The sequence below is a fragment of the Kitasatospora sp. Root107 genome (assembly GCF_001424875.1).
Taxonomy (GTDB): domain Bacteria; phylum Actinomycetota; class Actinomycetes; order Streptomycetales; family Streptomycetaceae; genus Kitasatospora.
In genome coordinates this window covers 255,847-276,522 of sequence record NZ_LMCT01000023.1, presented here as the reverse complement: position 1 = coordinate 276,522, position 20,676 = coordinate 255,847, and the positions used below count along the sequence as shown (strand labels likewise).

Sequence of the window (20,676 nt, the reverse complement as noted above, 5' to 3'; positions counted from 1 at the left end):
TCCGACGAAGGTGCGGGTTTCGGAGTCGGTGCCGCGGCCGCGACCGGCGCGGCGACAGTGAATGCCGCGACGGCTGCTATCAGACTCAGACTCGTTCGCCTGAATATCGCAGCTCTGCTGGTACGTCTCATCTTCAGGTGTTCCTCGAGAGCGGTGGTTGAAGAAACACCGACCGCCCCCGGGCCCGAACCCCGATGCCCCACAAACAGTCGGCGGCCATCCGGGAATCCGGTTAGCGGCACAGGCTAGCGTCCGGAGTTGGCTGCTCACAAGCCATTTATGCATTGCCGCTGCGCTCTCCCGACGCTAAAGTCCGACTGCTACTTTGGTAATTGTGTCCAATTTATGATATTTGGATGGGTTTTTTCGTGACTACAGGTAAATTCAGACCTGTGGTTTCACGCAGGGGTATACGGAGGACGGTCGCCGTCGCCGTCCTCGCCCTTGCGATGACCACAAGCCCGCAGGTTTCCTTCGCTGCGACGCCGCACCCGTCGGCCACGCCGGACCACCGGATTCCGAGCAAGCCGTTCCCGTTGAAGGACGGGCGGGCCTCGGCCATCAAGGGCCAGTTGCCCGGTGCCCGGCCCAAGGCGGCGGCCTGGCCGTCCGCCTCCGCCGCCGATGTCCAGCTCGACGTGAAGCCGTCGGCCGGCGTGCCGCTCAGTCTCCGTTCGGCCGGCCCCGGGGCCGTGGCGGCGCCTCGTGCCGCGGCCGGCTCGCCCAAGATCCACGTGCAGCTGCACGACCGTGCGACGGCCAGTCAGGTCGGTGTGAACGGTGTGCTGCTCTCGCTGACCCCCGCCGATGCCTCGGCCGTCGGCCCGATGGAGGCCACGCTCGACTACTCGGCCTTCCGGGATGCCGGCGGTGCGGACTTCGGCGGCCGACTGCGCCTGGTCCAGCTGCCCGCCTGCGCGCTGACGACGCCACAGGTCCCGGCCTGTCAGGTGCAGACGCCGATAACCGGCTCGCGCAACGACACCGCGCACAGCACGCTGACCACCCAGATCCAGGCGCCGGCGCCGGCTCCCGCGAAGACCGCCTCGCCGTTCGCCGCGCGAACGGTGGCAGCCCCGTCGATGGTCATGGCGGCGGTGCCGGGCAGTTCCGGCACCGGCGGCGACTTCACCGCGACCTCGCTCAGCCCGTCCGGTACCTGGTCCGCGGGCGGCTCAACCGGCGGCTTCACCTGGACGTACCCGATCGCGGTGCCTCCGGTCGCGGCCGGTGCCGCACCGAACGTCGCGCTCTCGTACTCCTCCTCGTCCATCGACGGCCGCACCGGGACCACCAACAACCAGTCCTCCTGGATCGGTGAGGGCTGGGAGTACTCCCCCGGGTTCGTGGAGCGGACCTACCGCTCGTGCTCGGCGCTGACCGACCTGCCGACCGCTTCGCAGACGGGTGACCAGTGCTGGGCGGGCCAGATCCTCACGCTGAGTCTCAACGGCAAATCCGATGCGCTCGTCTACGACGACACCACGCACACGCTGCACGCGCAGTCGGACAGCGGGGACCGGGTGGAGATGCTCACCGGCAGCTCCAACGGCGCACTGAACGGTGAGTACTTCAAGGTCACCACGACCGACGGCACCCAGTACTTCTTCGGTCGGAACAGCGGACCCGGCTACACCAATCAGGGGACCACGAATTCGACCTGGACGGCGCCGGTCTACGGGGCCCATTCCGGCGACCCGTGCTATTCGTCCGCCGGATTCTCCTCATCGGCCTGCACGCAGGGCTGGCGGTGGAATCTCGACTACGTCGAGGATATCCACGGGAATGCCAGCATGTACTACTACACGCCCGAGACGAACCAGTACGGGCAGAACAACTCCACCACCGGGACGAATTACGTCCGGGGCGGCTATCTAAACCGGATCGACTACGGCCTCCGGAGCGAGAACGGCACGGTCTACGCCGCTCCGGCAGCCGACCAGATCGTCTTCACCACGGCCGAGCGCTGCACGCCCGACGGCTCGTTCTCTTGCGACCCGTCGCAGATGACCGCCGCCAATGCCACCAAGTGGCCGGACGTCCCGGTGGACCAGCAGTGCACCTCGGGCACCACCTGCAACACGCACTCGCCCACCTTCTGGTCGACCAAGCGGCTGACCAATATCACCACCCAGTACACGAACGGCTCGGGTGGATACACCAAGGTCGACTCCTACAATCTTGACCAAGCATTCCCGCCCGACGCCGATCCGGAACTGTGGCTCACCGCGATCAAGCGCACCGGGTACGACAAGACCGGTGCGTCCATCCCCATGCTGCCGATCACGTTCTACGGCCAGGCGATGGTCAACCGGGTGCTGGACTACACCACGATGTCGGGGATGCCGCACTGGCGACTGACCTCGATCAGCACCGACACCGGTGGGGTCATCGGCATCACCTACAGCACCACCTGTTCGAAGGCCACGATTCCGGCGGACCCTTCGCAGAACACCTCCCAGTGCATGCCCACGTACTGGACTCCCCCTCGTTACTCGGAACCGATCCTCGACTACTTCAACAAGTACGTCGTCGCCGAGGTCGACATCCACGACCCGTCCGGCCTGACGCCGATGCAGAAGACGATGTACTCGTACATCGGTGCGGCCGCCTGGCACTTCGACGACAACGAGGTGGTCAAGCCGGCGAACCGGACCTACGGCCAGTTCCGCGGCTACGGTGAGGTGCACACCAAGACCGGCAACGCCTCCAACGGCGAGCAGCTGACGAAGGCGGCCACCACGTACTTCCGCGGCATGAACGGTGACACCCTGCCGAACAACGGCATCCGCACCGCCGCGGTCACCAACTCGCTCGGTGAGTCGGTCAACGACGACGGCGCGCTCGTCGGCCAGGCGTTCGAAGCGACCAGCTACAACGGCGACGGGGGAGCCCGACTGAGCCGGACCTTCACCGATCCCGTGGTGCTGGCGACGACCGCCACCCGGAACCGGGACGGCCTCAAGCCGCTCACCGCGAACCTGGTCCAGGTCGCCAAGTCCCGTACGCTGACCGACCTCGCCGCAGGTGGTGTGCGCACCGTGACCACGACCAGTGGCTACGATTCGACAGGCCGGGTGACCCGCAAGGACGAGTCGGGCGACGCCGTGCCCGAACTGTGCACCGTCACCACCTATGCGGACAACACCACCAACTGGGTGCGCAACCGTGCCTCCGAGGTGATCATCAGTCAGCAGGCCTGCCCGCCGGTCGGCACCGCCCAGTCGAACATCCAGGCCGACACCCGGACGTACTACGACGGTTCGAGCACTCTCGGTGCGCTGCCCGGTGCCGGCGACCCGACCAAGGTCGAGACGCTCAACAACGGCAGCTTCTTCACCAGCGCCACCAACACGTACGACTCCTCGGGCCGGGTGGCGAGTTCGGGCGACGCCCTGGGCCGGACCACCTCCGCGGTGTACACCCCGGCCGCCGGCGGTGTGCTGACCCAGACCGTCTCCACCAACCCGCTCGGTCAGAAGACCACCACGGTCCTCGCCCCCGACCGGGGCGGCAAGGTCTCCGTCACCGACGTCGCCGGGCACGTCACCAGCGGGACGTACGACGCCCTGGGCCGGCTCACCCAGGTATGGAAGCCGGGCCGCACCCAGGGGCAGGTGACTCCCAGTCACACCTACAGTTACCTCATGCAGGTGATGGGCCCGCAGGTGGTGACGGCCAACGACCTGGTCGACTACGGCACCGGCACCAACTACGTGATGTCCACCAAGCTGTTCGATGCGCTCGGCCGGACCGTGCAGACCCAGGTGACGTCGGAGAACGGCGGCTCCCAGGTCACCGACACCTTCTACGACGGCCACGGCTGGACGGTCGCGACCAACAACCACTACCTGATCTCCGAGGCACCCAGCGGCATCGTCCGGCAGGTCGCCATCGACTCCGTGGACGACCGGACGGTCAACACGCTGGACGGCTCGGGCCGGATCACCACGGCCACGGCCTACCGGAGCGGCGCGGTCACCAAGACCTCCCAGACGGTCTACGGCGGTGACCGCACCACGACGATCCCGCCGCAGGGTGGCACTATCGAGACCGTCGTCACCGACGCCCGTGGTCGCAACATCGAGCTGGACCAGTACACCAGCGCCCCGACCGTCAACGGCAGTGTGGTGTCGGGTGGTTCGTTCCAACCGACCGTGTACGGCTACGACGCGCTCGGGCGGCAGACCTCGCTCCAGTCCGGCGGTTTCAGCTGGAGTTTCACCCTGGACACGCTGGGCCGGCGGACCGGCCAGCAGGACCCGGACACGGGCAGCTCCAGCTCGGCCTTCGACAACGCCGGCCAGCTCAGCTCCAGCACGGACTCGCGGGGGCAGACCCTGGCCTACACGTACGACCTGCTCGGCCGGCGGACCGCCCTGTACTCGGGCTCGACCTCCGGCACCAAGCTGGCGTCCTGGCTCTACGACACCCTGCAGGCCGGCAAGCTCACCAACGCCACCCGCTACACCACGAACGGCAACTACGTCACCGGCACCACCGGTTACGACGGAGCCGGCAACGCCATCAGCCAGCTGACGGTCGTTCCGGCCTACGAGACCGGGCTCAACAAGACCTACATCACCCGGTACGGCTACAGCAGCACCAACCTGCTGCTCACCGTCACCCCGGCCCCGGTGACCGGCATGCCGGCCGAGATCATCAACAACACCTACGACCAGCTCGGCAACCCGGTCAAGGTGCACGGCACCTCGGTGATGGCCTCCCAGTCCCTGACCGGGTACGGGCTGCCGAGCCAGGTCACGTACGGCGGGTCCACCAACAACGCCAAGCTGTCGTACACCTACGACCTGCAGACCCTGAAGGTCAAGAAGGCGAGCCTGACCGCCCAGGTGGCCGTCCCGCAGCTGGACGACACCGAGTACCAGTACAATGAGGCCGGCCAGCTCACCTCCGTCACCGACACCCGGGGACCGAAGGGCACCGCGCCGGTCGACAACCAGTGCTTCCGCTACGACGCGCTGGGCCGCCTCAACACGGCCTGGACGGCTGCGGCGGACTGCACCAACGACCCGACCTCGGCGGGCAACTCCGTGATCGGCGGCCCCAACCCCTACTGGACCACGTGGACCTTCGACGCGGCCGGTGACCGGCTGTCCCAGGTCGCCCACACGCTGCCGGGGGCTGGCGGGTCGAACGTGACCACCACCTACAACTACACCGCCGGCGGACACCGCCTGGCCGGGACCACAGGTGGCGCGGCCGGTCCGACCGGCTACACGTACGACAACGTCGGCCACACGCTCACCCGTGCCCTGCCGACGGGCAGTCAGACCATCGTCTGGAACGAGGAGGGTAAGCCCTCATCCCTGACGGGTCCGGGCGGTCTGACTTCCTGGATCTACACGCCGGAGGGCAAGGAACTCCTCCGGCGCGATCCGGGCTCGACCACCCTGTACCTGCCCGGTCAGGAGATCACCCGTACCTCGGGCGGCGTGGTCACCACCAAGCGCTACTACAGCCTGGGGGCGCTGACCGTAGGGGTCTCCGACGGCACCACCGCAGGCACCTGCTACCTGGTCGGCGACCTGCACAACAGCCAGCAACTGTCGGTCAACACCACCACCTTGGCGCTGGCCCGGCGTTCCATGGACCCGTACGGCAACCTCCGCGGCACCACCACCGGAGGCACCTGGCCGGACAACCACGGGTTCCTGGACATGCCGCTCAGCCCCGCGAGCGGACTGACCGAGATCGGGGCCCGCGAGTACGACCCGACGATCGGCAAGTTCATCAGCGTCGACCCGGACCTGAACATCAAGGACCCGCAGTCGCTGACGGGCTACACCTACACGAACAACAACCCGACCAACGCGAGCGACCCGTCGGGGCTGCGGGTCCTCGAGAACAGTGACGACGCCTGGATCGGTGAGCCGGCCAGCGGCACCACCTTCGCCGACACCACGATGAACTGGGGAGGAACCCTCGAGGACGTCAACACCGACAACACCAATGCCGGCCGGTCGAACAGGTACCTGAACTACCAGACGCTGGTGGACTGGGCGCAGAAGCACGGGGATGAGGAGATCGACACGACCACGGGCGACAACTGCACCAACTTCGTCTCCGACGCACTCGCGGCCGCCGGAATGCCGGGGAAGTGGGACGGAAAGTCAGCCTTCCGCGGGCACGCGAGTGACACCCCTGACCAGTGGTGGAACGGGTCGGACTGGATTCCTGACTGGATCTCCGGGCTCACGGATGACCAGCTCCGCCTGCAGAAGCGATCGAAGACCTGGACGGTGGCAGGGGGCCTTTTCAATTTCCTCGAGAGCACCGGAAGTTACGAAGTTCCGGTCAGCAAGGCGGCACCGGGAGACCTCATGTTCTGGGAGTACGCTGACGGCTCGAAGGGTGGTAAGCCGGGCGAGATCCACCATGCCGCGGTCATCACCGGCCTGCAGCCAGGGGAGATTCTCTACTCACAGCACTCCGGTAAACGGAGTAATGCGCCGCTGAGCAAGATCGAGCCGGACATGAGCCGGGAGAACGGACCCCAGGTGATCCGCATCGTCCGGGTCTCGCCGTGGCCGTGCGAGAACCCGATGGCAGCGTGCTGAGCAGTGAAATTCCTGAGGGAGATTCTCAAGTACCTCGCCATCAACGCCGTCGTCTGGGTAGCAGTGGCTCCCACCCACTGGGTGCCCTTCATGGACGGGAGCCTGCTCCAGCCACTGGTGGCGCTGTCGCTTTTCATGGGAGTTCCGGCGTTGATCGTGGTGTCCTTCGCGAACCTGCTGGTTTCGAGCTGGCCCCGGCTTCCGCTGCGCGTCCTGCTGGCGATCGGGCTCTCGCTGAGTGCGCTGCTCTTCCTGCAGGCGATCTCTTGGATCCCCCTCGTGGTGCAGCTGGTGATCCAGTTCTGCTACGTCGCGGTCGCGCGACCCATATGGGCGGAGTCGGAGTCGGAGGGCTCCGTCAACTGACCGGTCGCTGCTGACCGTCACGTTCCCTAGCGGGCCCCCGGCATCCTGCCGGGGGCCCGCTCTGCCGTTTCGTGGGGCGGGCGTGGCTGTGGGGAACCGCAGGGCCGTAGCCTGCGTTTCTCCGTACGCCTTTCCCTTTCCCGGAGTTGGAGTACCGCCCCATGGTGTTCAAGAAGCTGCTCGGTGCGCTCGGCGTCGGTGGGCCCACCGTCGACACCGTCCTGGCGACGCCGGCGGTGCAGCCCGGTGGGCTGATCCAGGGGCAGGTCAACCTGGTGGGCGGCAGCCAGGAGGCGAAGATCTCCGGTATCACGCTGACCCTGGTGGCCCGGGTGGAGATCGAGCACTCGGAGGGCGAGAGCGACGGCCTGGCCTCGTTCGCCCGCTACTCGGTCAGTCCGCCGCTGACCCTGGCCGCCGGTGAGCAGCGCTCGATCCCGTTCGCGGTCCCGGCGCCGTACGAGACGCCGGTGACCGTGGTGGCCGGGCAGCACCTGCACGGCATGTCGCTCGGCGTCCGGACCGAGGTGGAGATCAGCGGGGCCCGGGACAAGGGCGACGTCGACCCGCTCGGGGTCGAGCCGCTGCCGCTCCAGCGCGGGGTGCTGGAGGCGTTCGCGGCGCTCGGCTTCCGCTTCCACAGCGCCGACCTGGAGTCCGGGCGGATCCGGGGCACCGGGCAGAGCCTGCCGTTCTACCAGGAGATCGAGTACCTGGCCGGACCGCAGTACGCGCACCTGTTCAAGGCACTGGAGCTGACCTTCCTGGCCGCCGCCGACCGGGTCGAGGTGGTGCTCGAACTCGACCGCCGCAGCAGTGATGTGATCAACCATCATGTACTCGACCGGAGTTCGGCCGGGCAGGACCTGACCGCGGTGGTGGACGACTGGATCCAGCAGGCGCTGGCGCACAGCTCGCACGGCGGCCGCCTGGCGGCCGGTGCGGCGGTGGGCGTGGTCGGCGGCCTGGTGCTGGAGGAGTTCGTGGACGAGGTCGTCGAGGAGTCCTTCGAGGAGATCTTCGAGGACTGATCCGGGGGCTGCCCGTCCAAGAGGGCAGCCCGGCCCGTGACTCCGCAATGTTGCCTTTATATGCTCCGCAGAAGCTCCGAAGGGCTGTATGCGGTTCTTTCCGACAACAGACCGCACGGGAGCGTTGTCGATCGAGCTGTCCCTGCCTGCCGGCGGAAGGTGTGCGTATGTCTGGCCAGAGGCCGGGGTCGTCGGACCACGACGCCGAATGGTGGCGTGACGACGTCTCCTACGGCGCGCCCTACCGCGACCCGTACCAGGAGCAGCAGCCGGCCGCTCAGCAGCCCCGGGACTACCAGCCGCAGCCGACACCCCGTCAGGAGCCCCGCCAGGCCGTACCGGGCCAGCAGGGCGGCCGCGCCGAGGCCCGGCGCGCGCAGCAGCAGGGCCGGGCCGAGGTGCCGCCGCCTGCCAGGCCGGGCGGGCGGGCGGCCGACAGGGCTGCCGCCAAGGGCAAGGGCGGCGCCAGAGGCGGGCCGGCGGGTCCGGGCGGGAAGAAGCGCAACCAGAAGAAGGTCGTGGCCTGGGTGGCGACCGGGGCGCTCGCTCTGGTGGTGCTCACCGGCGGCGCGATCTACCTGAAGCTGAACGGCAACATCAGCACCTTCGACAGCGACGGCCTCAGCTCGGACCGCCCGGACGCGGCCGCTCCCGACGCGAACGGCAACACCCCGATCAACGTGCTGCTGATCGGCTCCGACTCACGGGCCGGCGGCAACGCCGACCTGGGTGGCGGCGAGGACGGCGGAGCCCGCTCGGACACCACGATTCTGCTGCACGTCTACGCCGACCGGAAGCACGCGGTGGGTGTCTCCTTCCCCCGCGACGCGATGGTTGCCCGCCCCAAGTGCAAGCTGCCGAACGGGAAGTGGACCAAGGAGGAGACGAGCATCCAGTTCAACTCCGCCTTCTCGGTCGGCGAGACCGATGCGGGCAACCCAGCCTGCACCCAGAACACCGTGGAGAAACTCACCGGCCTCCGGGTGGACCACACCATCGTGGTCAACTTCCAGGGCTTCGCCGCGATGACCAGCGCGGTCGGCGGTGTCACCGTCTGCCTGCCGAACGCCATCTACGAGGGAAACCTCAACCCCAATCTCGGCCACAAGGGCAAGCAGATCTTCCCCAAGGGCGAGCAGACCGTCTCAGGTCAGAAGGCGCTCGACTACGTCCGGCTCCGGCACGGCGTGGGCGACGGCTCCGACATCGGCCGGATGAAGCGTCAGCAGGCCTTCCTGTCCGCCCTGATCAAGGACGTCAAGAGCAAGGGCATGGACGCCACCACCCTGCTCCCGCTGGCCAACGCGGCCACCAAGTCGCTGATCGTGGACGAGGGCCTCGGTTCGGCCGCCAAGCTGCTCTCGTTCGCGATGTCGATGAAGAACATCGACCTGCACAACATCCAGTTCATCACCACCCCCTGGCGCTTCGACGGCTCCCGGGTGGCCCTGGTGAAGCCGGACGTCGACGTGCTCTGGCAGGCGCTCAAGTCCGGCAGGACGCTGGACGGCCAGGACGCCAACGTCGCTGTCCCCGCGCCGAGTTCGGCTCCGGCCGCGCCGGTCAGTTCGGCCCCGGCCGCCCCGCCGGCCCCCGTCAAGGGCACCGGGATCAAGGTTTCGGTCTACAACGGCACCACCACGGCCGGGCTCACCACCGGGGCGGTGAACGCCCTCAAGGAGTCCAAGTTCACCGTCGGCACGGTCGGCAACGCCTCCACCCAGACCCATGCCACCACCGTGGTCCAGTACGGCCCCGGTCAGAAGGCCTCCGCCCAGACCGTCGCCGACCTCTTCCCCGGCGCCACCCTGGAGTCCTCCACCAGGGCGGGCATCAACCTGGTCCTCGGCAAGGACTACGCCGCCGCCCACGGAGCCGCCGGCACCCCCGCCACCACCCCGACGGCCATCCCCAGCAGCATCGCCGAAGCCGCCCGCCCCGCCGACACCGCCGCCTGCGACGACGTCTCCTACGGCCCGGCGGGCGGCTAGGCAGGCGCCCGAGCATCTACGGCTCGGGGAACTGCGAAAGTACCTGACCTCCTACGTACGGATCACCTTGTCCGAGGTCGGTGTCGCAGTTCCCCGAGCCCCTGGCTGCCGCAGCGTGTGCCTCCGCTAAGGGAAGAGCCGCTCCAGCACGACGGCCACGCCGTCCTCGTCGTTGCCGACCGTCACTTCGTCCGCGACCGCGAGCAGTTGCTCGTGCCCGTTGGCCATCGCCACCCCGTGTGCGGCCCAGCCGAACATCGGCACGTCGTTGGGCATGTCCCCGAACGCGATGGTCTCGGAGCCCTTCACGCCGAGCCGGTGCGCCGCGACCGCGAGCCCGGTGGCCTTGGTCAGGCCGAGCGGGAGCAGCTCCACGATCCCGGCCCCGGCCATGGTGACGCCGACCAGGTCACCGGCGACCCGCTGGGCCACCTCCGCCAGGGAGTCGTCGCCGTGCCCGGGGTGCTGCACGTAGAGCTTGCTGATCGGAGCCACCAGCAGCTCCTCGGTGCCGACCTGACGGATCGGCAGCCCCGAGCCGGTCTGCAGCTGGTAGCCGGGACCGGCCAGTACCTCGCCGTCCAGCCCGTCCTGGTTGGCCGCGATCGCCAGCGTGCCGATTTCGGCCTCTATCTTGGCGATCGCCTCCGCCGCCGCCCGGCGGTCCAGGGTCAGCGAGGTGAGCAGCCGGTGCTCCCCGGCGTCGTAGACCTGGGCGCCCTGCCCGCAGACCGCCAGCCCGGTGTAGCCGATCTCGTCGAACACCGGCCGGGCCCAGACCGCGGACCGGCCGGTGACGATGATGTGCAGCGCCCCGGCCGCGACGGCCTGGGCCAGCGCGGCGCGGGTGCGCGGGGTGACGGTCTCCGCCGAGTTCAGCAGCGTCCCGTCCAGGTCGGTCGCGACCAACCGGTAGGGCCCGGAGGTCACTTGACCGGTTCCAGGACGGCTCGTCCGCCCAGGAAGGGCCGCAGCGCCTCCGGTACGGCGACCGAACCGTCGGCCAGCTGGTGGTTCTCCAGGATCGCCACGATCATGCGCGGGACGGCGACCAGGGTGCCGTTCAGGGTGGCCAGCGGACGGACCTTGCCGCCCTCCTCGCGCAGCCGGATGGCGAGTCGGCGGGACTGGAACTCGGTGCAGTTCGAGGTCGAGGTGACCTCGCGGTACTTGCCCTGGGTCGGGATCCAGGCCTCGATGTCGAACTTCCGCACCGCCGAGGAGCCAAGGTCGCCGGAGGCGACGTCGATCACCCGGTAGGGGAGTTCGAGCGCGTTGAGGAAGTCCTTCTCCCACTGGAGCAGGCGACGGTGCTCGGCCTCGGCGTCCTCGGGCGTGGTGAAGACGAACATCTCCACCTTCTCGAACTGGTGCACCCGGATGATGCCCCGGGTGTCCTTGCCGTAGGTGCCGGCCTCGCGGCGGAAGCAGGACGAGTAACCGGCGTACCGCAGCGGCAGCTTGTCCGCGTCGATGATCTCGTCCATGTGGTACGCGGCGAGCGGGACCTCGCTGGTGCCGACCAGGTAGCGGTCCTCTTCCTCGAGGAAGTAGACGTTCTCCGCGGCCTGGCCGAGGAAGCCGGTGCCGTCCATGGCCGCCGGGCGGACCAGGGCGGGGGTGATCATCGGGGTGAAGCCGGCCTCGACCGCCTGCGCGACCGCCATGTTGACCAGGGCGAGCTCCAGCAGCGCGCCGACACCGGTCAGGTAGTAGGAGCGCGAGCCGGCCACCTTGGCGCCGCGCTCGGTGTCGATCGCGCCGAGGACCTTGCCCAGCTCGACGTGGTCCTTGGGCTCGAAGCCCTCGGCCGCGAAGTCGCGCGGGGTGCCGATCTCCTCCAGCGTGACGAAGTCCTCCTCGCCACCGACCGGGGCGGCGGGGTCGATCAGGTTGGCCAGCTGACGGATCAGCCGATCGGCCTCCTCGGTCGCCTCGCGCTGCTCGGCCTCGGCTGCCTTGACCTGGGTGGCGAGTTCGCCGGTGCGCTTGAGCAGCGCGGCCTTCTCGTCGCCCTGGGCCTTGGGGATCTGCTTGCCGAGCGTCCTCTGCTCGTTGCGCAGTTCGTCGAAGCGACTGCCCGAGGAGCGGCGCCGTTCGTCGGCGGAGAGGAGGGCGTCGACCAGGTCGACATCCTCACCACGGGCACGCTGCGAGGCGCGCACTCGGTCGGGGTTCTCACGGAGCAGGCGAAGGTCAATCACGTGGCAAGCCTACCGGGGCAGGGCTGCCGGACCGGTACCTGATTTGCTGTCGCTGTTCGGGTCCGCTGGGGCCGGAGGGGCTGGAAGGGCTCGAGTGGCAGCTTCCTGTCGTATATGTCGCTTTCTGCCCGCTTCTCTGGCATCCTGCCCCCGTCCATTCGCCCCGGCGCAGGTCAGCGCGGTGTGGCTGGCCCGCTGAGCCTGTGGATAACTGCCGTCAACCTGTGGATAACTGCTGTGCAGAGGTCGCCGGGCGCCGGATTTCCACAGGCTCGACTCCGGGCCTGTGGATGACCGGGATGTGCAGGCTGGGCCGGTGATCTGCGAAGGAATTGAGGTTTCAAACCTCGATTCCTCCTCTCAGGTGAGGGAATTCGCGCACTCGGACGGGTGATTTGCCAGAGGAAGGATGACTCTGGTCCGATTAGTCGGCTCTGACGGAGAAGCGGATGATCTGACCGGCCCGGCCAGTGGATATGCCGGTTTGTCGACTCGTCCCCAAGCCTGTGGATAACTGTGGATAACTCGGCCTGGGCCCGCCTGTGGATGGATCGGGGGACTGTGGACGAAGCCGTCCGCCCGCCGACGACTGCGGCGGGCGGCGGTACGGAACGGTCAGTCGACCGGCCGGGTGAAGCTACCGGCGTGTCGAGAACTGGCATTTCCGGGCATGAAATGACCGATTCAGATCATCTTCGAGCGGGGTGGCCTCAGACCTCGCCGCGCCCGTCCAGTGCCCGGGAGAGCCAGTCCGCGGCGAGGCTGAAATCCTGGTCCGAGGTGCCGGGCCGCAGCGCGGTCGGCTGACCCTGGTCCGCCCGGGGATAGGAGCCGAGGAACCGCACCTGCGGACACATCCGCCGCAGCCCCATCAGCGCCTCGCTCACCCGGCGCTCGCTCAGGTGCCCTTCGCAGTCGATCAGGAAGCAGTAGTTGCCGAGCCCCTCGCCGGTCGGCCGGGACTCGATCCGCATCAGGTTGATGCCGCGCACCGCGAACTCCTGGAGCAGCTCCAGCAGCGCGCCCGGGTGGTCGTCCGGCAGCCAGACCACCATCGAGGTCTTGTCCGCCCCGGTCGGCGAGGACACCCGTCCCGGCCGCCCCACCAGGACGAACCGGGTGGTCGCGTTGGCCGCGTCGTGGATGTCGGTGACCAGCGGTTCGAGACCGTAGATCGGGGCCGCGAACTCCCCGGCGAACGCCCCGTCGAACCGGCCCTCCTGCACCAGCCGCGCGCCGTCCGCGTTGGAGGCGGCCGACTCCCAGCGGGCGTCCGGCAGGTTCGCGGCCAGCCAGCGTCGCACCTGGGGCTGGGCCACCGGGTGGCTGGTGACGGTTTTGATGTCGTCCAGTGCCGTCCCGGGCCGCACCAGCAGCGCGAACGAGATCGGCAGCAGCACCTCACGGTAGATCATCAGGGCCGTGCCGGTGGCGAGTTCGTCACTGGTGGCGGTGACGGCACCCTCGACGGAGTTCTCGACCGGCACGAACGCACCGCTCGCCTCGCCCGCCCGAACCGCGTCCAGTACGGCCGGCACCGAAGCCATCGGCACCAGCTCCCGGGTCGCGGCCTCCGGCAGCGTACGCAGCGCCGCCTCCGTGAACGTTCCGGCGGGACCGAGGTAGGTGTAGCGGGTGGCCGACATGCCGCCTCCGTACGAAATGCATCTGGTGCTGCCCGACCAACCCACCTTAGTCAGTCCGCGACCCGGTCACCGAAGCGTCCGTCCTCTGGTCAACGGCGGGCTTGGCTCCGAGCAGCTGGGCAACCTGCGGCCAGAGCCCGTCGAGGACGGCCGGGTCGTCGGTGACCTTGGCGAACAGCACCATGCCCTCCAGCTGGGCCACCGCCGCCCGGGCGTTCGCCCTGGTGGCGGTCGGGATCTCCCCGGCGGTCGCGGCCTCGGTCAGCACGCCGTGCACCAGCTCGATTTCCTCTTCGAAGATCTCCGCCAGCCGCTCCCGCACCGCGTGCTCCTGGGTGCTGAGCTCCAGGGCCAGGTTGGCCAGCAGGCATCCGCTGACCGCGCCGAACTCCGCCTGCGCGGCGCGCTGCACCTCGGCCATGCTGCTGAACAGCCGCTCCAGTCGCGCTGTCGGGGTGACCCCGGGGGCGGTCAACATGCCGATCCAGTCGGCCCGTTGGGCGGCCCAGTGGCTTTCGACCACGGCCAGGGTGAGGGCCTGCTTGGACTCGAAGAAGTGGTAGAAGCTGCCCTTCCGGACATCGGCCCTGGTGCAGATCTCGGCCACCCCGATGCTGCTGTAGGCCCGGCTCTTCAGTAGCTCGCAGGCGGCGTCCAGCAGGCGGTCCCGTGCGGTGCTCGTGCGTCCCATGGCTCGGAGTATACGAGCGGTCAACTACTGATTGCCAGATAGTTGACCGGTCGTCTAGTGTCCTCGACAAGCACTCCGCACCACCGCTCAGAGAACCGAGGAACCGCCATGTCCGAATCTGCCGTCACCGTCGCGATCGCCTTCCACAGCGGCTACGGCCACACCGCCCGCCAGGCCGAGGCCGTCGCCGCCGGCGTCGAGTCACTCCCCGGTGCCCGGGCCTCACTGCTCGACCTCAGCCGGCTGGACGACCGGCTCTGGTCCGAGCTGGCCGCCGCCGACGCGATCGTGCTCGGCTCGCCCACCTACATGGGCAGCCCGTCCGCCGTCTTCCAGGCCTTCGCCGAGGCCAGCGGGAAGGTCTGGGCCGAGCAGGGCTGGTCCGGCAAGCTGGCGGCCGGTTTCACCACCTCGGCCGGGGTCAACGGCGACAAGCTCAACACCCTGACCTCGATGGCGGTGTTCGCCGCCCAGCACGGGATGAACTGGGTCAGCCTGGGCCTGCCGCCGGCCTGGCTGTACAGCTCCACCGGCACCCCCGAGGACCTCAACCGGCTCGGCGGCTTCCTCGGCGCGATGGCCCAGGCCCCGTCCGACCTCGGTCCGGAGGAGCACCCCGGCAAGGCCGACCTGGCCACCGCCGAACACCTCGGCCGCCGGGTCGCCGAGACCGCCGCCCGGTACGCGGCCGGCACCCGCGCCCTCGCGGCGGTGGCCGCATGACCACCGCCGACCACCCGGCCGCCGAGCACCCCGCCATCGACCACCCGGACGCCGACCCCCGCCTGCGTCGGCTGCTCGGCCTGACCCACCCGATCGTCCAGGGCCCGTTCGGTGGCGGTCTCTCCTCGGTCGCGCTCGCCGCCGCCGTCGCGGACACCGGCGGCCTCGGCTCGTACGGTGCGCACATCCTGCAGCCGGACGAGATCACCGCACTGGTGGCCGAGTTGAGATCCGCCACCCGGGGTGCCTTCGCCGTCAACCTCTGGGTGCCACAGCCCGGCGAGTCCGAACTCCGCCTGACCGAGGACCAACTCGCGCAGCACGCCCGCCGGTTGAGGCTGCTGCCGGCGGAGCTCACCACAGACCTGCCCGAACACCCGGAGCCCGCACCGGACTTCGCTGAGCAGGTCGAGGCCCTGTTGGCCGCCGCACCGCCCGCCGTCAGCTTCGTGATGGGTATCCCCCCGCAGTGGGTGCTCGACCGGGCCAGGGCGGCCGGGATCGTCACCATCGGCACCGCCACCACCGTGGACGAGGCGGTCGCTCTGGAGGCGGCCGGTCTGGACGTGGTGGTCGCCTCCGGCTCGGACGCGGGCGGCCACCGGGGTTCGTTCCTCCGGCCCGTCGCCGAGTCGCTGGTCGGCACCTTCTCCCTGGTGCCCCAAGTGGCCGACGCGGTACGGATTCCGGTGGTCGCCGCCGGCGGCATCGCGGACGCCCGGGGGGTGGCCGCCGCCCGTACGCTCGGCGCCGCTGCCGTCCAGATCGGCACCGGCTTCCTGGCCACCGCCGAATCCGGTGCCAGTGCCGTGCACAAGGCCGCCCTGGGCAGTCCCGAGGCCCGGACCACCGTCCTGACCCGCCTGTTCTCCGGCCGCCCGGCCCGGGGCATCCCCAACCGCCTGGTCCGCGACCTGGCCGCCCACGAGCACGAGGTCCCGCCCTACCCGCTGCAGAACGCCCTGATGCTCCCGATCCGCCGAGCGGCCGCGGCCCAGGGCCGCAGCGACTACGTCAACCTCTGGGCGGGGCAGGCCGCTTCACTCACCCGTCCCCGCACGGCTCGGGACTACATCGAGCATGTGCTGAAGTGAGCCGAGTCCCTCAACGGCGGGGCATCAGTCGAGCAGCGTCTGCCCCACGTAGCCGCCCTCGGGCGCCCCCGGCGGCACCGCGTAGAGCCCGCTGGACTCGTGCCGGAGGAACCGGGACAGTCCGTCCCCGCGCGCCAGCTTCCGCTGCACCGGCACGAACCCCGTCATCGGGTCGGCCTGGAAGGCGACGAAGAGCAGCCCCGCGTCCGGCGACCCGTCCGCCAACGCGCCGTCCGCGTACGAGAACCCGCGCCGCAGCATCGTCGCCCCGCCGTTCGAAGCGGGTGCCGCCACTCGGATGTGGGCATCGGCCGCCACCGCGAGCGCGCCGTCCGCACCCCGGGCGGCAAGGTCGACGGCAGTGGTCTCCGTCCCGCCCGAGAGCGGGGCGCCGTCCGACTTCCGTCGCCCGATCACCCGCTCCTGACGGTCCGTCGGCAGGCTCTCCCAGTTGTCGAGCAGCATCCTGATCCGCCGGACCACCGCGTAGGTGCCGCCGTTCAGCCAGCCGGCGCCGCCGGTGAAGATCTTCTCCTCGAAGCCGTCCTGGCCCGGCTTCGGGTTGTTGGTGCCGTCCACCTGACCCATCAGGTTGCGGCCGGTCATCGGGTGCGGGGTGGCGCCCGGGGTCCGGCCGAAGCCGGTCATCTGCCAGCGCAATGTGGCCAGTCCGGCGGCCTGCCGCTGGAGCACCCGCAGGGCGTGGAAGGCGACCAGGGCGTCGTCGGAACCGATCTGCACCCAGAGGTCGCCGTCACTGCGGGCCCGGTCGATGGCGTCCCCGGGGAAGTCGGGCAGCGGGGTGAGGCCAGCCGGGCGACGGTCCGTCAGGCCGGTCCGGTCGAACAGCGAGGCGCCGAAGCCGAAGGTGAAGGTCAGCGAACAGGGCCCGGCGTCCAGTGCGATCTGGTTCTCCGCCGACGGAGCCTCCTCCCCCCGGGCCAGCCGCGCGGCCGTCGCCGACCACTGCTGCATCAGCTTCCGTAGCCCGTCCCGGCCGGCCCCGTCGGCCAGGTCGAAGGCGGCCAACTGCACCCGTGCCTGGGCGGGTTGCAGGATGCCCGCCTGGCGGGGTCCGTGGAACGGGATCGCGGCCAGGCCGAGCACGGCGGCGCCGTCGTCGGCGGGCCCGGGGGCGGCCAGGGCCTGCTGCCCCAGCGCGCCACCGGCCACCCCGACGGCCAGGCCGGCGGCCCCGGCGCTGCCCAACAAGGCACGGCGGGACAGTCCGGAGAGAGAGGTCATACGGTGTCAGCCGATCTTGAGCGGTTTTACCTCGGTCACCTGGTCGATGTCGGAGGACCGTACGGTCACCGACACCACCCAGTTGCCCGCGAGCGGGAGTTGGCCGGTGCCGGACCAGTGGCCCGGGCCCTCGGCCTTGAGGGTGGCCGGGAGCGGGCCGAGATCCCGGTCCGGCAGGGTGAAGGCGAGCTCCACCTCGGGCACCTCGACCGGCTGCCCTGCGGTGTCGGTCAGGGTGAGCTGCACGCTGTTCAGCCCGACGCCCGCCGGGTTGACGGCGACGGTGGCGGTGCCCTTGGCGTTCGGGGTGCGGCCGCCGGTGTCGTACGGGAGCTTGAGCTCCACGGTCTTCCCCGGCACCGTGCTGGGGATCGCGCCCGGTACACCGGCCGGGCCGCTGCCCGGGGCACCCGCGACCGCTTCGGCGACCTTGCCGGGCGGGGTGTTGGTCAGCATCGTGGTGACCACCAGGATGACCACCGCGACCGCGGCCTCGACCAGGACGGACCGGCGCAGCCCCGCCCGCGCGGGCGTGCCGTCGCGTTCCTGACGCACCGTCGCCTCGTCCCGGGCCGCCTGCTGCCTGGCCAGTTGCGCGGCCCGTACCGGGTCGGCCCCGACGGCCACCGGTTCGGACACCCCGGTCTCCACAGGACCGGCCGCAGGCACTGAGAGCGGTCCCGAGCGCAGCCGGGCGACCCAGCCCCGGGAGAACCAGGCGACGCCCACCATCGCGACCACCGCGCCGGTCTTGAGCAGCAGCAGCCGCCCGTACTCGGTGTCCACCAGTGCGCCCCAACTGCCCAGTCCGCGCCAGGCCTGGTAGACGCCGGTCAGCACCAGCACCCCGACGGCGCCGAATGCCAGTTTGGAGAACCGCTCGACCGTCCGGACGTCGACCCCGTTGCGCAGCGCGAGCAGCAGCGTGGTCAGCCCGCCCAGCCAGAGTGCCATCGCCAGCAGGTGCACCATCGCGGCGGGCAGGGCCAGCCAGACCTGCTCGCCGACCGAGGCGTGGTCCGCCCCGGCCCAGGTGGCGGAGAGTGCGACGGCCAGCACCAGACCGGCCACGCCGAGGCCCAGCCGGGCGTCCCGGAGCGGGCGGTCGGCGGCCCGCTGCTCCAGCTGCCGCAACTCGTCCTGCTCACCGTTCCCGTCCTGCAAGGTCTCCGGCCTGGCCTGCCCCAACTGCCCGACCAGCAGCGACAGGAAGACCCCGGCCGCCGCGAGCAGCAGCAGCCGGACCGACAGCGCCGTCCCGATCCGCTCGTCCAGGGTGCTGCGCACCAGCGAGAGGTCGAACGCCTGCCCGATGCCGGTGCCCCGCTCGTACGGGCCGCGCAGCAGCAGCACCGCGACCGTGGAGACCAGCAGCGCGACCCAGCCGGTCATCAGCAGCCGCTGCACCGACCGGACCGCCGCCCCGGCGGGCCAGCAGATCAGTACGAACGCGGCCGCCCCGGCCAGCAGCGCGAAGGCGGCGTACGCGACGGTCCGGCCGGTGCCGTAGGCGAAGGCGACCACGCCGTCCGGCTTGACGTCCTGGAGCGCGGCGGCCGAGACGGTGGTCGCGGAGGGGGCGCCGACCGAGAAGGTGAAGGCGCCGCCGATCGGGTGCGAGTCCTCCGAGACGGCCCGCCAGGCCACCGTGTACGTGCCGTTGGCGATCCCGCTCCGGAGCTCGACCCGGGCGGTGGCGGCCTTGCCGTCGACGTGGCCCGGCTCGCCGGAGTCCACCGACGCGCCGTCAGGTCCGAGCACCCGGACCGAGTCGGGAGAGAGCGAGACGCCCTCGCTGAAGGTCAGCGTCACGGCGGCCGGCGCGGTGGCCACCACCGCGTTGTTCACCGGGTCGGTGGAGACCAGCGACGCGTGTGCGGACGCCGTACCGGCGCTGCCGATCAGCAGCAGCCCGGCCGTGACCACGACCGTCAGCAGGACACCAAGCCTCTTCCACATGAGCTACTGGCTCCCGGGTCGGTAGGTGAGGGACTCGACCGGCACCTGGACGGCGATGGTCTCGCCCTTGGCGAAGGTGAGTTCGAGTTCGAGCCGGTCGCCGACGGCGGGTGCCTTCGTCCAGCCCATGATCATGAGGTGGTTGCCGCCCCGGGACAGCTGCAGCTCGCCGTTGGCGGGCACCGGGAAGGACGACACCTCCTCCATGGTCCGCTCGGTGGAGCGGTGCATGGTGACCGACGTGGCGCCTGGGCTGCGGACGCCGACCAGCTCGTCACCGCCCGCCCCGGAGTTACGGACCGTCAGATACCCGGCGGCCATCCCGCCCGGGCTCGCCGGAACCGGGATGTAGGAGTCGACCACGCTCAGCCTGGCCACCGCGGCGGGGCTGTCGGAGCCGCAGCCGACCAGCACCGTGCCGACGGTCAGCGCGGCGGCCAGACCGGCGCCGAGCAGGGCCCGGCGGCGGAACGGACTCATGCCGGGACCCCCTTGGCCAGCAGCGGCAGGTCGTGCTCGAAGGTCTGCACCGAGGTGCTGCTCAGGTAGAGCAGGTGCGCCTTGTCGTCCGGCGGCAGGAAGGTCAGCACCTGGGCGCCGTGCGAGGAGGTGACGCTGCCGTCCTTGTTCACGATCGGGTCCTCGACCAGGACGCCGAGCGACTTGGCGGCGGCCTTCACCTGGTTCAGGTCGCCGGTCAGCCCGACGAAGTTCTTGCCCATCGCGTCCAGCCAGGTGCGCAGCACCTGCGGGGTGTCCCGCTCGGGGTCGGTGGAGACGAAGACCACGTCGATCTTCTTCTGCTCCTCCGCCGGGAGCTTCGCCATCGCCACCCCGATGTCGCCCATGGTGGTCGGGCAGACGTCCGGGCAGCTGGTGTAGCCGAAGAACAGCAGGGTGGGGCGCCCGGCGGTCTGCTTGCGCAGGTCGAAGGTCTGCCCCGAGGTGTCGGTGAGGGTCAGCTCGGGCTTCTCGAAGTGCTTGCCCAGCACGGTGGCTTGGTACGGGGAGTTGCTGGCCTCCTTCGAGACCTTGGCCGGGCCGTCGGCGCTGCTGCCGCCGGAGCCGCAGGCGGTCAGGGCGAGGGCGGCGGTCAGCGCGAGGGCGGCGGCGCCGAGCAGTCGGGGGGAAGGGGTACGTGCCAT

General features: G+C 70.0%; 14 protein-coding genes. 6 read left to right on the top strand and 8 right to left on the bottom strand.

What is annotated here, in order from left to right:
- The first annotated feature begins 449 nt into the window (after positions 1–449).
- The 4 genes from ASC99_RS21330 to ASC99_RS21315 all read left to right on the top strand — a co-directional run bounded on the left by ASC99_RS21330 (position 450) and on the right by ASC99_RS21315 (position 9,969).
- Complete coding sequence (locus ASC99_RS21330) at positions 450–6,581, top strand: RHS repeat-associated core domain-containing protein (protein WP_057234430.1); 6,132 nt, start codon at positions 450–452, stop codon at positions 6,579–6,581.
- A gap of 3 nt (positions 6,582–6,584) precedes the next feature.
- Positions 6,585–6,947 (top strand): hypothetical protein, encoded by a 363-nt coding sequence (locus ASC99_RS21325; RefSeq protein WP_057234428.1) that lies wholly within the window; start codon positions 6,585–6,587, stop codon positions 6,945–6,947.
- Positions 6,948–7,108: 161 nt separating this feature from the next.
- Positions 7,109–7,978, top strand: coding sequence for a sporulation protein (locus tag ASC99_RS21320; RefSeq protein WP_057234426.1), 870 nt, complete (start codon positions 7,109–7,111; stop codon positions 7,976–7,978).
- Positions 7,979–8,145: 167 nt separating this feature from the next.
- Entirely contained in the window at positions 8,146–9,969 is a 1,824-nt protein-coding gene (locus ASC99_RS21315) for an LCP family protein (protein ID WP_057234424.1), read from the top strand.
- Positions 9,970–10,095: 126 nt separating this feature from the next.
- Here the strand turns inward: ASC99_RS21315 and ASC99_RS21310 are convergent, their stop codons facing one another.
- The 4 genes from ASC99_RS21310 to ASC99_RS21295 all read right to left on the bottom strand — a co-directional run bounded on the left by ASC99_RS21310 (position 10,096) and on the right by ASC99_RS21295 (position 14,510).
- Positions 10,096–10,899: an HAD family hydrolase gene (locus ASC99_RS21310; protein ID WP_057234422.1), complete on the bottom strand. Its 804-nt coding sequence runs from the start codon at positions 10,897–10,899 to the stop codon at positions 10,096–10,098.
- Entirely contained in the window at positions 10,896–12,173 is a 1,278-nt protein-coding gene (serS, locus tag ASC99_RS21305) for a serine--tRNA ligase (RefSeq protein ID WP_082598502.1), read from the bottom strand. The genes ASC99_RS21310 and serS overlap by 4 nt, the downstream gene beginning before the upstream one ends.
- A 710-nt stretch (positions 12,174–12,883) precedes the next feature.
- Positions 12,884–13,819: a prephenate dehydratase gene (pheA, locus tag ASC99_RS21300; protein WP_057234418.1), complete on the bottom strand. Its 936-nt coding sequence runs from the start codon at positions 13,817–13,819 to the stop codon at positions 12,884–12,886.
- 46 nt (positions 13,820–13,865) lie between these two features.
- Positions 13,866–14,510 carry a TetR/AcrR family transcriptional regulator gene (locus ASC99_RS21295; RefSeq protein ID WP_057234416.1) on the bottom strand — a complete coding sequence of 215 codons (645 nt, stop codon included), beginning with the start codon at positions 14,508–14,510 and terminating at the stop codon, positions 13,866–13,868.
- Positions 14,511–14,618: 108 nt separating this feature from the next.
- On the opposite strand from ASC99_RS21295, the gene ASC99_RS21290 reads away from it, so the two are divergent.
- Together ASC99_RS21290 and ASC99_RS21285 are read left to right on the top strand one after the other, a co-directional pair.
- Positions 14,619–15,233 carry a flavodoxin family protein gene (locus ASC99_RS21290; RefSeq protein ID WP_057234413.1) on the top strand — a complete coding sequence of 205 codons (615 nt, stop codon included), beginning with the start codon at positions 14,619–14,621 and terminating at the stop codon, positions 15,231–15,233.
- Positions 15,230–16,327: a nitronate monooxygenase family protein gene (locus tag ASC99_RS21285; protein ID WP_082598501.1), complete on the top strand. Its 1,098-nt coding sequence runs from the start codon at positions 15,230–15,232 to the stop codon at positions 16,325–16,327. Before ASC99_RS21290 ends, ASC99_RS21285 begins: the two co-directional genes overlap by 4 nt.
- Before the next feature lie 24 nt (positions 16,328–16,351).
- Here the strand turns inward: ASC99_RS21285 and efeB are convergent, their stop codons facing one another.
- From efeB to ASC99_RS21265, 4 genes are read right to left on the bottom strand one after another with little or no spacing between them, the layout of a single operon-like run.
- On the bottom strand, positions 16,352–17,572 hold the full coding sequence (gene efeB, locus ASC99_RS21280) for an iron uptake transporter deferrochelatase/peroxidase subunit (RefSeq protein WP_057234411.1): 1,221 nt from the start codon (positions 17,570–17,572) through the stop codon (positions 16,352–16,354).
- A 6-nt stretch (positions 17,573–17,578) separates the two neighbouring features.
- Positions 17,579–19,531: a FixH family protein gene (locus ASC99_RS21275; RefSeq protein ID WP_057234409.1), complete on the bottom strand. Its 1,953-nt coding sequence runs from the start codon at positions 19,529–19,531 to the stop codon at positions 17,579–17,581.
- Between the two features lie 3 nt (positions 19,532–19,534).
- On the bottom strand, positions 19,535–20,011 hold the full coding sequence (locus tag ASC99_RS21270; RefSeq protein ID WP_057234407.1) for a copper chaperone PCu(A)C: 477 nt from the start codon (positions 20,009–20,011) through the stop codon (positions 19,535–19,537).
- The gene (locus ASC99_RS21265; protein WP_057234405.1) at positions 20,008–20,676 is read right to left on the bottom strand and encodes an SCO family protein; all 669 of its coding nucleotides are present in this window, start codon (positions 20,674–20,676) and stop codon (positions 20,008–20,010) included. Before ASC99_RS21265 ends, ASC99_RS21270 begins: the two co-directional genes overlap by 4 nt.